Origin of the sequence: Xanthomonas cannabis pv. cannabis, from assembly GCF_000802365.1 — a bacterium.
GTDB lineage: Bacteria > Pseudomonadota > Gammaproteobacteria > Xanthomonadales > Xanthomonadaceae > Xanthomonas > Xanthomonas cannabis.
Map to the genome: position 1 here is coordinate 38,422 of NZ_JSZE01000069.1, position 14,398 is coordinate 52,819.

General features: G+C 58.4%; 10 protein-coding genes and 1 pseudogene. 10 read left to right on the forward strand and 1 reads right to left on the reverse strand.

Going from position 1 to position 14,398, the window contains the following annotated elements:
* Positions 1-193: 193 nt before the first annotated feature.
* Positions 194-3,349, forward strand: a complete 3,156-nt coding sequence (locus OZ10_RS12690) for a TonB-dependent receptor (RefSeq protein WP_202903010.1) — start codon at positions 194-196, stop codon at positions 3,347-3,349.
* Between the two features lie 209 nt (positions 3,350-3,558).
* The gene (locus OZ10_RS12695; RefSeq protein WP_139051324.1) at positions 3,559-6,528 is read left to right on the forward strand and encodes an ATP-binding protein; all 2,970 of its coding nucleotides are present in this window, start codon (positions 3,559-3,561) and stop codon (positions 6,526-6,528) included.
* A gap of 126 nt (positions 6,529-6,654) precedes the next feature.
* On the opposite strand, the gene OZ10_RS12700 is transcribed toward OZ10_RS12695, so the two are convergent.
* The gene (locus OZ10_RS12700; protein WP_039565227.1) at positions 6,655-7,485 is read right to left on the reverse strand and encodes a hypothetical protein; all 831 of its coding nucleotides are present in this window, start codon (positions 7,483-7,485) and stop codon (positions 6,655-6,657) included.
* Between the two features lie 443 nt (positions 7,486-7,928).
* Here OZ10_RS12700 and OZ10_RS22875 point away from each other — a divergent pair, with 443 nt between their 5' ends.
* The 8 genes and pseudogenes from OZ10_RS22875 (at position 7,929) to OZ10_RS20665 (ending at position 14,019) form a co-directional block, all read left to right on the forward strand.
* Entirely contained in the window at positions 7,929-8,198 is a 270-nt protein-coding gene (locus OZ10_RS22875; protein WP_236726977.1) for a hypothetical protein, read from the forward strand.
* Positions 8,195-8,611 (forward strand): SymE family type I addiction module toxin, encoded by a 417-nt coding sequence (locus OZ10_RS12705; RefSeq protein ID WP_039565229.1) that lies wholly within the window; start codon positions 8,195-8,197, stop codon positions 8,609-8,611. Before OZ10_RS22875 ends, OZ10_RS12705 begins: the two co-directional genes overlap by 4 nt.
* A gap of 86 nt (positions 8,612-8,697) precedes the next feature.
* The gene (locus OZ10_RS12710; RefSeq protein WP_162183135.1) at positions 8,698-9,336 is read left to right on the forward strand and encodes a hypothetical protein; all 639 of its coding nucleotides are present in this window, start codon (positions 8,698-8,700) and stop codon (positions 9,334-9,336) included.
* Positions 9,337-9,350: 14 nt separating this feature from the next.
* Positions 9,351-10,829, forward strand: a complete 1,479-nt coding sequence (locus OZ10_RS12715) for an XVIPCD domain-containing protein (protein WP_039565232.1) — start codon at positions 9,351-9,353, stop codon at positions 10,827-10,829.
* 28 nt (positions 10,830-10,857) lie between these two features.
* A pseudogene (locus OZ10_RS21350) lies at positions 10,858-11,069 on the forward strand (SymE family type I addiction module toxin); the annotation flags it as partial.
* An 86-nt stretch (positions 11,070-11,155) separates the two neighbouring features.
* Positions 11,156-11,827 carry a hypothetical protein gene (locus OZ10_RS12725; RefSeq protein ID WP_052210028.1) on the forward strand — a complete coding sequence of 224 codons (672 nt, stop codon included), beginning with the start codon at positions 11,156-11,158 and terminating at the stop codon, positions 11,825-11,827.
* An 80-nt stretch (positions 11,828-11,907) separates the two neighbouring features.
* A complete protein-coding gene (locus OZ10_RS22880) occupies positions 11,908-12,537 on the forward strand; it encodes a hypothetical protein (protein WP_039565238.1) in 630 nt (209 codons plus the stop codon).
* A 159-nt stretch (positions 12,538-12,696) separates the two neighbouring features.
* Positions 12,697-14,019 carry an XVIPCD domain-containing protein gene (locus OZ10_RS20665; protein ID WP_039565234.1) on the forward strand — a complete coding sequence of 441 codons (1,323 nt, stop codon included), beginning with the start codon at positions 12,697-12,699 and terminating at the stop codon, positions 14,017-14,019.
* Positions 14,020-14,398: the final 379 nt, after the last annotated feature.

Sequence of the window (14,398 nt, forward strand, 5' to 3'; positions counted from 1 at the left end):
TGGATGCCCCACGACGCCGCGGGCCTGCTGCGCGGCAGAATGCGTAGCTGCATGGGCTGTGATACTTAGTTTCCCATTGCATTAGAACGATCTAATTGCATCTGCACGATAGCGGACGCAAGAGGAGGGGGCCGGGTCGCTGCAACGGCGCGGTTATTTCAGTGTCACTTCGCGCGGCGTTCTTGTCCGATCGTTGGATCGACAGGAATCCGCCGAAGCCGATCACTATTGGGAGAGCATGATCGACATGAACTGCATGCCATTCGCACGCAACCGCAGCACGCTGTCCGCCGGTATCGCCATCGTCTTGTTCGCGAGCGCCGCCTCTACCACCGCTGCCGCCCAGCAGGCCGACGCCACGCCGGCGCCCACCGGCCAGACCGAGGTGCAGGCCACGGACCTGGATGCGGTGACGGTGACCGGCTACCGCTACGCGATCGAAAAAAGCCTGGAGCAGAAGCGCAACGCCAACGCCGTGGTCGATGTGATCACCGCCGAGGACGTGGGCAAGTTCCCCGACAAGAACGTGGCCGATGCGCTGCAGCGCGTGCCCGGCGTGGTCATCAGCCGCGACGGCGGCGAGGGCAAGAACGTCAGTGTGCGCGGCCTGTCATCGGAGCTGGTGCTGACCGAATTGAACGGCAACTACATCGCCACCGCCGAATCCAACGGCGACCCGACGCGCTCGTTCAACTACACGCTGCTGCCGTCGAACCTGCTGGGCAGCGCGGAGCTGTACAAGACCCCGGAAGCACGCATCGACGAAGGCGGCATCGGCGGCACGGTGATCCTGCAGACGCGGCGCCCGCTGGAACTGGAGCCACATTCCGGCTTCGTCTCGGCCGAGGGCACCTGGTCGGATACCAGCAAGAAGACCGACGGCCAGTTCTCCGGTTCGTACTCGTGGCACGACAAGGACAACCGCTTCGGTGTCTTCGTTGGCTACACGCAGCAGAAGCGCACCGCGCGCACGCTCAATGCCAGTACCGAGAGCTGGCAGTGGTACGGCCGCGACGAAGTCGGCCCGGCGGTCGACGTCAACGGCAATCCGTCGGACTTCAACGCCAACTGGTGGGGCGGTACCGGTTTCTGGAACCAGGACGGCAATTACTCCACCGGTTTCATGATGCCGACGGCGGTCAGTCTGGAGGCCAAACGCGAGGAGCGCGAGCGCAAGGGTGGGCAACTGACCTTGCAGTTCAAGCCGACCGACGACCTGACCCTGACCGCGAACTACTTCCGCTTCGACCTGTCGCAAGACTCGCAGACCAATACCATCAAGATTCCCGAGTGGAACATTGCCCGCTATAACGGCGACGGCAACTGGCGCGGCGGCCGTCTGCTCGACGGCCTGCAGTTCGATCCCAGCGGCACGATTGTCACTGGCGCCGCCTACAGCCTGCGTCCGGGCAAGACCTACTATTGCAGCGAGGCGCAGGCCGCCGCGGCCGGCCTGCCGCCGGGCGGCTGGGGCTCGGATGATTGCACCGTGCCGACGCCGCAGATCACCGGCAGCTACAACATCGAGAAATCGCAGTCGCAGACGGTGGACCTGGGCGGCGAATGGCGTGGCGAGCAGGTGGACGTGGCGTTCAAGGTCGGCCGCACCTGGGCCAAGGGCGGGCCGGAGCTGCAGTTCTCCCTGCCGATCAAGCCGCGCCTGCAGAACGCCGATGGCAGCTGGAGCAATGGCAACTTCGCCAGCGCCTGGGACCTGACCGGCACGCCGTCCATGACATTCTCGCCGCAGCTGATGCAGAACCTGCGCGACGGCATCCTGCAGGTCGACCTGGGCTCGACCGGCTCGTCCTGGACCCGTAACACCAATCAGCAGCAGTACGCGCAGATCGATACCACCTGGCATTTCGATGGCGAGGTCGTCGACTCGCTGCAGTTCGGCCTCAAGCGTCGCGACGGCGGCATCCACCGCAGTACCGGCAACAACTACTGGGTGTGCCCGGGCACCGACCCGGGCGACTACGACAACCGCTACTGGAACGGGCGCTGCAATGCCATCGCCACCCAGTTCTCGCCGGGCCTGTTGTTCGCGCAGGACAACCTGGCCGGTGGCGTCAACGCCAGCGCGTTCCCGGCGATCAACTTCCCGGGTTACATCGGCTACTTGAACCAGACCTACGGCGCGATGCAGACCCGCAGCGAAGACAACTTCGTCTACAACGTCGACGAGGAAATCTATTCCACCTACCTGCAACTCAACTTCCACACCGAGCGGCTGCGTGGCAACGTCGGCGTGCGGGTGGCGCGCACCGGCCAGCGTGCCGATTCCACCGACAAGGTGACCGCCTACAACGACTACTTCTTCGATGGCGCCGACGGCAATCCGCTGGCCTGCCAGCAGGGCGCCGCCATGCCCGGCGGCGCCCCGGCCGACACCTATTGCGGGACCGAAGGCTACTGGCGTTTGTCCGACAGCGTGCAACGCACCGAGTCGTTCGTGGTCAGCGGGCTGGACCGCAACTACACCGACGTGCTGCCGAGTTTCAACCTGGCCTACGACCTGACCGAGAACCTACTGCTGCGCGCGGCAGCCGCCAAGGTGATCGCACGTCCCAGCTACAACGACATCGCCGCGCCCGGCAGCCTGGAGTTTTACAGTCCCGAGTACGTGGCCGACCGGCGCCTGACCGGCGGTGCCAGCGAGCAGGGCTGGTACGGCTCGGGCAGCAACAAGAACCTGGAGCCGTACAAGGCCAACCAGTTCGACCTGGGGCTGGAATGGTATTTCCAGCCGGGCTCGGTGGCAGGTGTGGGACTGTTCCGCAAGAACGTGGAGAACTTTGCGGTCGACGTCATCAGCGACGTGAACATGATGGTCGACGGGCAACCGGTCACCGTGCAGAACTACAGCACCCAGGCCGGCGGCCAGGACGCGGTCTCGCAGGGTGTGGAGCTCTACGCGCAGCACACGCTGCCATTCGGTCTTGGTGTGCAGTTCAACTACACCTACAACGATGCCAGCAAGGCCGCGGTGCGGCTGGAGGACGGCACCGAGGTCGGCAAGACCTCCATGCCGGGCAGCGCCAAGAACCAGACCAACCTCACCGTGTTCTACGAGACCGACAGCCTGCTGCTGCGCGCCTCGTACAACCGTCGCGGCGAGCTTGTGCAAGGCCTGGTCAACGGGTTGAACGTCTTTGAGGAGCCGTACTACCAGATCGATATCAACGCGGCCTACAACATCACCCCGGCGCTCAGCCTCACCGCCTCGGTGCTGAACCTGACCAAGCAGGAGTCCCGCTCGCACCTGGGCGAAGACACCCGCGCCCGCTTCTACACCGGCGGCTACGCAGGCCGGCTGGCGTACCTGGGGCTGACCTACAAGTTCTAGCTCCAGCGTGTCGCGCCCATGCCTGCCACGTGGCGGTGTGGGCGCGATGGTTCGGTGACGGCCGGGCTGTAGTGGAAGTGAACCTGGAACCGTTATTTCGGACCGTTATTTCGCTCGCAGCAAGTTGCATAGACTCTTTCCGGGATGATTGCCGAGGGCGCAAGAGTCCTATCGCACCGTCGAGAGCTAAGCGGGCACTACAGTATTTGGTGATTGGATTCTTTTTATTCCCCGCTTACTATCGGTCCTTAGTCGAAGGGGGCGGGGCGGGAGTGAGTCAATACTTATTGAACTTTGCAAAACACAATTTAGAAGGTAAGTCAGAGGCTTACCTAATTTTGTTGTGGTGCCTGTATAAAGGGTACAGCAAAACAGGTAGATATTCCGATCAAATCAAAAGCTACCTTTCGAGAAACAGCGATAAAATATTTGATGGAAGCAGTAAGGGGTTATTTAGCGAGCGTATAGCCCGTAACGCTGCTAGGTTCAAGAAAGTTCTCGATGGCAGGGCTGAACTGGACTGGGTTGCCCCATCTGGCCTAAGTGCCTTGGCGGAAATGAATGTAAAAAATTTTCGAGGATTTGGGGAGTTGAGTGCCGACGATAGGGGGACGTTTATAAGATTTGGTAAAGTAAAGAATATCTTTTATGCTCCTAATGGAGGTGGCAAAACTTCTCTTTGCGAAGCGATAGAGTTCGGGACGACTGGGGCTATCAAAGAGGCAGATCGACGCAAAACGAAGTTGAAAGACTATATTGCAAGGGGCAGTAAGAAGCAGTCTGTTTTTGTGCGCGATAAGCATGGGGTCGATATAGTAAAAAGCCAATCTTGGTCTGCTTGCTTTGTAGATCGTAATCGTTTGCAGGAGTTCTCGCTCCTGGGCTCTAAAGACACAGGAAGCAACGAAAGCGATGTAGTGGCAACGCTCTTCGGTCTTGAGGAGCTACAAGACGTCATTTCAAAGTTCGTCCGACCAGCTAGTTTCGATCTCCTGGGATTTCTAAAGTCAGGCAACTATGAGCAGCTAGCTCGGGCACGTGAGGAACATGATCGGCTTAAGGGGCTGAGATCTTCTGCGATCCAATCCATGGCGTTGGATACTCAGAATGTCCTGAGACTTTTAGGTATTCCTAAAGGTGAGGTTGCTGCAATCCGGCTTCGATATTTAAGGCTCTTAGAGTTGCACGACATGAAGATTCGAGTTGCTGAGCGACTCAAGGTGGCAGCCAAGCCGCTCGTCTTCAGTAAATCTGCTATCCATCGAGTGATAAGTATAGGGGCGAGGCTGAAATCAAGGCTTGAGAAGATCGATGGGGAGTTCGCAAAACTTTCATCAGCTATCAACTACCAGGCGCTTTTCGAAGCGATTAAGGCAATGGGGGAAGGTGATGAGCGCCCTGACTATTGTCCCGCGTGTTGCACTCCCCTGGACAAAGTCTCAAGGGATCCGTTCCTGCGTGCTAGAAATGAACTTGGCTCCATTGAAAGGTTAACGGATTTAAAGCGATCCAAGCACGCGTTAGAGCTTAAGACGATTGCATTGGCAGCACGGATTGCTACTTGGTACCAGGATTTTCTTGACAATGAGAAGGCAGGAATAGAATTCAAGGGAGACATAGCGGAGTTTGTTGAGAGCGTCAGCGTGTTTCATATTTCTGCTGATCGAGTTGGCGGGGCCACATCTCTATTGAGCACTATTGCCTCAAATTTGGCGGGGCAAGAAAGTGCCGTGGATGAATACGTGGGCCACTGCCGAGAAGCATTTGACAGGTACAGCAGCAGCGATGAGAGGGTTCGGAAACTTCTGGGCGACGTGAAAAAAATCTCGCACAAGCTCGACGAGATTAAAAGTATTTTTTCGAATAAGAAGCAATGTCAAAGCTCATACAAGATTGCTGGTCGCGGCATTCAGGATATTTTAGCTAAGATCAAAAGGCTGCAAGAGCTGACCAGTCGAGATAGCGCTTATAACGATTTGATTAGGCAGACGCAGGTGGAATACTCAAATCTGCACTCAGATCTTGCCGCTTTCAAAGTATCTATAGAAAAAGCCAGAATTTCAGGGATTGAAGAGAAGGCAGCGCATTACTACAAGGAAATTAATGCGCACGACGACGAGCATGAGCAGATACTTGGTATCAGTTTTTCAGGTGTGAACGGTGGTTATAGAATCAATATCAAAGGCCAGGACTCTCTAGTTGCCGATGCTTTTGCCACGCTAAGTGAGGGTCATTTGAGAGTGCTTGGGCTATCTTTGCTTCTTGCGATGGCTCAGAAGAATAATTTGCCCCTCATTGTATTTGATGACGTGGTGAACGCCATTGATACTGAGCATAGGGCAAATATCATTCATCTTTTCTTTAATGATCCGTACTTGAAGAAAATTCAGATGGTAGTTACGACGCATGACAGACTCTTCTGGGAGCGATTTTGCATGGTATCTGAAAGTAGTACTCATGCAGACCAAAGCTGTAGCAGAATATTAACGTGTACTAATCATGGAATCGTGTCTTTTGACTATGCAGGCGGCTTTAAGGCCAAGATAGAGAATGCGTTAGAAGTTTACGACATCAGACAGGCTCTGCTCTACTGCAGAATTTGGTTCGAAACAATGGTTGTCCAGTTCTGTTTAGATAATAAAATACAGGTTACCGCGACTTTTACTCCCCGGCAGCGGCATAAAGCTAATTTACTGCAAATAAGTCTTGAGAAAACCTTCAGCCTCGTTGAGGATTACATATCCTATGATTTTTCTAATTATCATGCCATTAAACGCGACCTGATAAATTGGGGGGCGCAAAATCAGGAGCATCATGCATTTGATGAATTCAGCTTTAATTTTGTGCATTCTAAGACAAGTCGCGAAGTTTTGGCCATTTATGAAGCAATTGATCGTTTCGAATGTCAACTCTTCCCACTTCAGCGAAAGGAGTACTGCTTAAGCTCGCTTGTCCTTGCTGAAAGCAAGATCGATCGGCTTGAGACAAAGACCGCAGGATTAACGCAGGCCCCGGAGGCGGTGAAGGCTAAATATGCTATGGAAATCGAGCGGCTGAAAGCTTTAGCTGCACTTAAGAAGGATCAGATAAATTATATTGAATTCTGTTTACGTCAGAGGCGACCCTCAAAGGAAGCACAGTCAGAGTCGGCCGATGAAAGAGAGACTGCGGACCAGTAGGGGGGGCTAGCCTTGAAATAACGGTTCCAGGTTCATTTCATTGCAGCCCAGCCGTCGCCAAACAATCGCGCCCATACCGCCACGCGGCCTGCCGGGCCTGGACGAGGTGTCGGACTTGAGGTGCAACTAGCTGCCCGATTCGTCTTCGCGCATGGGTGGGTCGGAAAGCATCATCACGTCAGCGCCGATATGCGCACGAACGTATGCCTTGCAGTTGGGGCAGACGGTTGGCTTGAGAAGCTTGTCAGGGGCGAAGGGAACCATGGCCGTGCATTTGCAGAGAAGGCCGACGGCCAGAATCTTTTCGATCCGATGCTCTGGATCGTTCTTGATTGCGATGTAGCTGGCGTTGCACTTGGTGCTAGGACAGAAGATTGCCTTGTCACCGGCTTGTTCTGCGGGCCCCAAGATCAACACTTGGCCGCACGAACACTTACTGGTGGCGATGTCTTTGGCTGCCGCTATCAAGGTTGAGTTCGCTACATCTTCCAGCTCGGAAATCCAAAGCTGGAGCTTTTCCACCCTAGGGGGCTTCGTGCGCCTGTCCTTCTGGAGGTGGAGGTAGCTGCCCAGCGTGTTGTAGTAGGTGCGGAACTTTGACCAAGGGATGCGCTTTGCTTCGCCTATGGGCAAGAACTCTTGATCGCCAAACAACTTTTTCAAGTCGCTGGTTTCGAAGTTGAGGTCGTCTGGAAGCGGTGAAACGGAGATGGAAAAGCTCGCCGTTTGATCGGAGTGTGGGTCGAATTGCGCCAGCATCCGGATGATCTGGTCAGGTCGCCACTCGCGGGTAAGCTCCGCCGAAACCTCTTCTCCATATGCCGCCAAGTTCTGGTAGGCCACGGACTCGAAGCAGAATCGGAGTTCAAGCGCTGCATAGAGCAGTGAATGCTCGTTGCCGGTTGCGATAAGTTCTCTTGCCCGGGCCAGCGGGTCGGTGATGTTGTAGAGGGCCATCAAGGTAGGCTACTGGGGTTGGGGAGGCGCGTCATCACCGGCCTAATGCGTTGTGCTGCTGGGCTGTGGAAGGACCGTGATGGCGTCAGGTGCACTTATCAGACGACGGCGCTCGGCTTGCGTGGCCCGTATGGAACTGCGCCAGCGGCGCACACACCCGCGCGAGACCCGCAAGCGTGTATTGACACGCCAGACCGCGTACTTGCAATCTAGGCCCAAGGAGCGTCGAAACTCCTCACGTAGCGGTACCCACCTCCGTCAAACCGGTGGGTTTTTTGTGCCTGCATCCTGCAGGTACAAGCCGACGCAATGCCTGCGTCGGGAGGGCGGCTAATACAACACCCGCAAGGGGAATATGCCCGCCGGCTACGTGCGGTTTCGAACCTCCCGACATCCCGTCGCCGTTGGCGGCGGTTCTTGGGTTGTTCCAGGAGGGCGTTGCCATGTCTACCGCACCATCCATGCCGGCATCTGTGCCGGTTGATCTGTTGCCAGCTTCCGCTCACCGCCTGCGGTGGGATCTGGGCGATGTGCTGCGCAGGCTCGATGCAAGCACAGCTATTGAGCAGGCGAGAGACCATACCGCGCATCCGCTGAGTCGCCAGCTCGGTGTATTGCCGCACACCTCGCGCCGCCTGTCGGCACGCAGAGCTGTGCCATTGCAGCAGTACGTCGCTGCAACCATCACCCGCCATCACCCGGAGGCGCCATGACACGCCGCCGCCCACCCAAGGCATCTGCCAACGCACGGCCCACCCGCACGCGTGCGCGCTCCGCGCCACCCAAGCGGGTGCAGTGGGTCGTTGTGGAACCCGACCGCACCAAGCTGCCACCGATGCTGCCACCCGACCCGGACGCCTCCCCGCAAGGTCCCGGCACGCTGCGCGCACCCCGCCGCGCCCGCCGCCCGCGCCAATGCACAGTCAGCTACACCCATTACCCCGGCGCCCACGACCACGCGGGCGACCAGCACGTGCCCCACGTCCGCCTCAGCGGCCTATGGCTGGAACAACTGGGCTTTGCCATCGGCACCAAGCTGCGCATCACCGCCAGCGCGGGGCAGTTGTTGATGGAGGTGTTACCGCCAGCGGAGGTGCCGGCCAGGGCGCGCAGCGTGCGGCGATGATGCGGCGGCTGCCAGAAGCCTTGCGATTGACCTCGGTGCCGGATGCCACTAGCGTCGCAGCCACACCAGCGCACAACGGACGCTTCATGATCGCGCGCCCCCTCTACGCCTTGCTCGCCACCCTCGCTCTGGGCGCATGCGCCCACACGTCGGCCACCCCAGCCGCGGCAACCGTCACGGAGACATCTGCCATGCGTTCCTCATCCGAATCCGCAGTCACTCCCGCTGGCAGTGAACCCAGTGGGCCAATACGAACGGCAGAGGATGCGCTCACCCGCATGCTTGCATTGATTCAAGCTATTGATGGACTGGACGATCTGACACCTGACTACCTGCAGTCCAAAATGGGGGTTCCGGTGACGCGTGCGGCAGCTGATCCCAAGCGTTATGGCGCCAGTGCTCCGCTTACCAGTGAGTGGGGTTACAGCTTTGGCATGGACCAGACGCCTACTGCGGGGCGTTGGTTCGAGTTCACTTTTATTCCGGCGCAAGCGGGTGCTTCCCCGTCCATGGCGGAGATCTGCGGGATCGATTTCGATACGTTTACCAAGAAGCTGGAAAACGCCGGGTTTGTACGTCAACGCAACATGGTGGAAGACGGGCGATGGATGAGTGACTTCTTCAGCCGGCCAGGCATGCGCGTGGAGGTGTTTCCACGAGGTGAGGCTGATGCACCGCAGGAGCGGGTGGAGCACCACTGTGTTGAATGGATCTACATTCGTTAATCCAAGGAACGGTCATGCCTTTGAGTCCACAGGCGCAAGCCATTGTTGATGACTTCGGCCGCCAGCCAGGTGTCACCCCGGAACATGTCACCAATCTGCAGGGTGTGCTAGCCGCATCGCCCGTTTTGCTTGACCAATTCAATGATGCGGTTGCCAAGCAGCGCGTACTCAGTCTAAAGCCGCTGACTGATCCGAATGCAGGCGGAACGTTCACGCCAGGTGAGCATTCCATCCGGCTACCGCTGTCCAGGCTTTCCAATGGGCCTGGCGGAAAGTTGCTTGATTCCGGTGACATGACGTTTGTGCTGGGGCATGAACTACAGCACGCCATGTACAGCCCAACCGCAGCTGCTTCCCGTAAGGCGTTCGAAACCGCGGCGGTGCAGATAGCCAAGACCACGCACGATTATTCGGACGCAGCGGAGAAGGTTTTATCAAGCAACCGTGTAGATGAAGCAAGCGCAGAAATTGCAGGCTGGAATGCAACCGTCAGCAGGGTAAAGCAAGCGAAGCCGGATGCCTCCCTGGAAGATATCTTTCGGGAAGCACCCGGCCGTATGCACGACTTCATTGATCGAACCGGCGGAATGCCGCAATTCAATTACGCGCTCAAGTCCAACCTTACCTTGAACGCAGATATGACGATGCCCGTCACTCCTGCCAACGTTGAGGCGATGGGTGCAAACTTCTTCGACAAGGATGCCAAGGGCACTCGCATCGGCCATACGGGTCAGTCCGACTACGCCAATCACTACGGCCCGTGGGTAGTTGGAACAGCTGCCATCTACGAGCGCCACTACAACAAGCAAAAGCCCGGAGAGCCAGAACAGCCGATGATTCTGGATATGCGACGTCTGGGATTGAAAGAAGAAATACTCGAGCGCAATGGTATTGACCTGGGCAGCAATACGCGCCCGATGCCTTACCTGGATAGCAGCACCCAGCCCCCGACGCCGGGCTTGTTCCAGCACAGCAAGAACACGCATCTGCATGTCTCGCCGATCTCTGCACAAGAGCTGGAGCAGGAGCTCCGTGCGCGTGAATCCCCATCGCAAGGAACGTCACTTCACCTTCTTCCGTCAGATCCAGGCCATGCGGATCACGCGCTATACCAGCAGATCAGAGGCGGGGTGCAAAAGCTCGATAGCGCACATGGCAGGCAGTGGGATGCATCGAGCGAGCGCATGACCGCCAGCCTGCTTGCGCTGGCAAAAGAGGAAGGGTTGTCGCGGGTGGATCATGTGGTGCTCAACAACCCAACGGCTCAGCTGGCGGGCGGGGAGAAGGTCTTCATCGTTCAGGGCGCCCTCAACGACCCGGCTCACCAGCGTGCCCATATGTCGACCATGGACGCCGTGCAGACACCAGAGACCCAGTCGTTCGATCGCCTGCAGGCAATCAACCAGACTCAGGCTCAGGCGCGCGAACAGCAGCAGGCGCTGGAGCAGTCCCAGCAAGCCGTTACCCAGGCCGGTCCGTCGATGACGCGTTGAGGTTCAACAAAGCGGGGTGAAGCCCACACGCCAAGCGCGCCAATCCGCCGTCAGCTACCTCATTGCCGCGGGCGCCGGCGACCAGCACGTGCCCCATGTCCGCCTCAGCGGCCTATGGCTGGAACAACTGGGCTTCGCCATCGGCACCAAGCTGCGCATCACCGCCAGCGCGGGGCAGCTGCTGATGATGTGTTGCCGCCGGCGGAGGCGCCGGCCAGGGCGCGTAGCGTGCGGCGATGATGCGGCGGTTGCCAGAAGCCCTGCGATTGACCTCGGTGCCGGATGCCACTAGCGTCGCAGCCACACCAGCGCACAACGGACGCTTCATGATCGCGCGCCCCCTCTACGCCTTGCTCGCCATCCTGGCTCTGGGAGCTTGCGCCCACGCGGCCGGCGGCGCAGCTCCGGCAACCGTCACGGAGACATCCGCCCTGAGTTCATCCAGCCCTGCCACTGTGCCGCCTGACAAGCCCACTGCGGAGAATTTGCTTGGACAGCTGCTTGCCTTGATCGAGGGCAGCCAGACCATCTACGACTTCACTCCCGAGCGTCTGAATTCGGCGATGGGGCAGGTGGTTCAGTTCGTGAAAGACGATGAACGCCGATACCGCGCCTTTGGCCGGCTCACCAAAGAGTGGAGTTACGGCTTTGGTGTCGATGAAACCAAGCTCGATGGACGCTGGTTCGAATTCCGTTTTGATCGCAATGTGGCTGGCGCATCGCCCCCGATGACCGAGATCTGCGGCCTGGACTTCGACCGCTTTACCCAGCAGCTGGAAAGAATGGGATTCACGCGCGAGCGCAACATCGTCGAGGACGGTCGCTGGATGAGTGATTTCTTTAGCCGCCCAGGGATGCGTGTAGAGGTCTTCCCACGAGGCGAGGCTGCGGAACCGCAAGAGTTGGTGGCGCACAAATGCGTCGAGTGGGTCTACATCCGAAGGGAGGTGTTGCCGCCGGTGGAGATGCCGGCCAAGGTGCGCAGCGTGCGGCGATGAGGGTGCCAGAGACCTTGCGATTGACGTCGGTGCCCGATGCCACTAGCGTCGCAGCCACACCAGCGCACAACGGACGCTTCATGATCGCGCGCCCCCTCTACGCCTTGCTCGCCATCTTCGCCCTGGGCGCATGCGCCCACACAGCAGCCACCCCAGCCCCGGCAACCGTCACGGAGACATCTGCCATGAGTTCCTCAGCCGATCGCGTACCTGCAGATCCTTCCAAAGGTGGACCACGTACCGCGCAGGAAGCATTGGAGCGGGTACTGGAGCTGATTCGCACAAGCACCAGTATTGAATCGTTCACTGCCGACCATGTGTCTCGAGCAATGGGCCAGTCGGTACAGCATCGCGATGATGGTTCCGGGCGGTTCGGTGCCAGCGGAGTGCTGACCCGAAACTGGAACTACGGGTTTGGTGTCAACAAAACCGAAGTAAAGGGAGCATGGTTCGAGTTCCTGTTCCTGCCTAATCCGCCAGAAGCGTCTCCGACTATGTCGGATATCTGCCAGATCGACTTCGAGGCATTTGCGGCGCACCTCGAGAAAATGGGTTTTTCGCGGCAGCGCAATCTTGTCGAAGATGGGCGATGGATGAGCGATATTTTTCAACGCCCAGGGATGCGCGTGGAGCTCTTCCCGCGTGGCGAGGCTGACGAACCTTTGGCGCGCACCACTCATCAGTGCATAGAGTGGGTTCAAATTCGCTAGTCCAAGGAGCGGACATGTTGAGTCAAGAAGCAAGTGCAGTGGTGGCGTCATTTGGTCAGCAACCAGGTGTCACACGTGAGCATCTGGACAACTTCAACCGGGTCCTGAACGATTCGCCCGAGTTGACCCGCCAGATCAACGAGGCGGTGCAAAAAAAAGGTGCTGAAAGGCTTCGCGCCGTTAAACGATCCGCATGCGGGAGGCACCTATGATCCACGCGATCAGAAAATTCATCTGCCGCTTGCAGCGCTGGTGAATGATGCCAACGGCAAGCATGCAGCAGCAGGCGATTTGACCTTCGTCATGGGACATGAAATTCAGCATAGCCTTTACAGCCCCACTGCTGCGCTTGCGCGGGAACAGTTCAAAACAGAGGCAATAAAAATTGCCCGTAGCACGCATGATTACACTGCTGCTGGCGAGAAGGTGCTGGCCAGTAATCGTACGGACGAAGCAACGGCCGAAATAGCCGGATGGAACGCTATCGTGAGCGCGGTCAAGAGTCGTAATCCTAATCCTACGCTTGAAGATGTGTACCTGTTTGCGGATGGTCGGGCCAGAGATTTCGTCACGCGCAGCGGTTATCCAAGCGTCTATACGCCCAAGGCAAACCTGACGTTCAATAGCGACCTGACGTTGTCGCCCACGGCGGATAATGTCGAGGCAATGGGAGCGAATTACTTCGACAAGTCGGTCAAGGACACCCGTATCGGTCATGCGGGCCAGTCCGACTACGTCAACCATTACGGTCCTTGGGTGGTCGGCACAGCCGCCATCTACGAGCGACACTACAACAAGTCAAAGCCCGGCGAGCCGGAGCAGCCAATGATCCTGGACATGCAACGCCTGGGATTCAATGAAGAAATTTTGGAGCACAACGGCATTGACCTGGGCAGCGACACCCGTCCCATGCCATACCTGGACAGTAGTAAGCAGCCGCCAACCCCTGGGCTCTTCCAGCACAGCAAGGACACTCACCTGCACGTCTCGCCGATTTCTGCTCAGGCGCTGGAGCAGGAGCTGCGAGAGCGCGACCCACAATCGCCACGGTCCCCGGCGCAGACGCCTTCACAGCCAGGCCACCCAGACCACGCGCTTTACCAGCAGATCAAGGGTGGCGTGACGCAGCTAGACGCCCTGCATGGCAGGGAGTGGGATGCATCAAGCCAGCGCATGACCGCCAGCCTGCTTGCGCTGGCAAAAGAGGAAGGATTGTCGCGGGTGGACCATGTGGTGCTCAATAACCCAACACCGCAGCTAGCCGCCGGCGAAAAGGTCTTCGTCGTCCAGGGCGCCCTCAACGATCCGGCACACCAGCGCGCACACATGCCGACCGTGGACGCCGTGCAGACACCAGAGACCCAGTCGTTCGATCGCCTGCAGGCAATCAACCAGACTCAGGCCCAGGCGCGCGAACAGCAGCAGGCGCTGGAGCAGCCCCAGCAAGCCGTCAGCCAGGCTGGTCCGTCGATGACGCGCTGAGTGTTTCGCAACGAGATAACGGGGGCCAAATAACGGTTCCCAAATAGGACAATAAGGGAGAGGCGTTGGCCGGACTGCTGCAGCGCTGGCAATCCATCGCTTTCTCCCGCGCGGTTGAGGTCGTGCGCTGCATCTAGGGACAACGCGAGACCGCTGCCCCCATCCGCCCTCCGGGCACCTTCCCCCGCAAGCGGGGGAAGGAGAAACGCTCGCGGGAAAAAGGGGGAACCCGCAAATGACGGTTCCAGCTTCAAGTCCACGGCAGCCTAGCCGTCGCTAAACCATCGCGTCCATGCCTGCGCGCGTGGCGGCATAGATCGGCAGCGATGCTGGTAGTGGAACGACAACGGCCGCAGTACGCAGCCGTTGTCGTTAGATC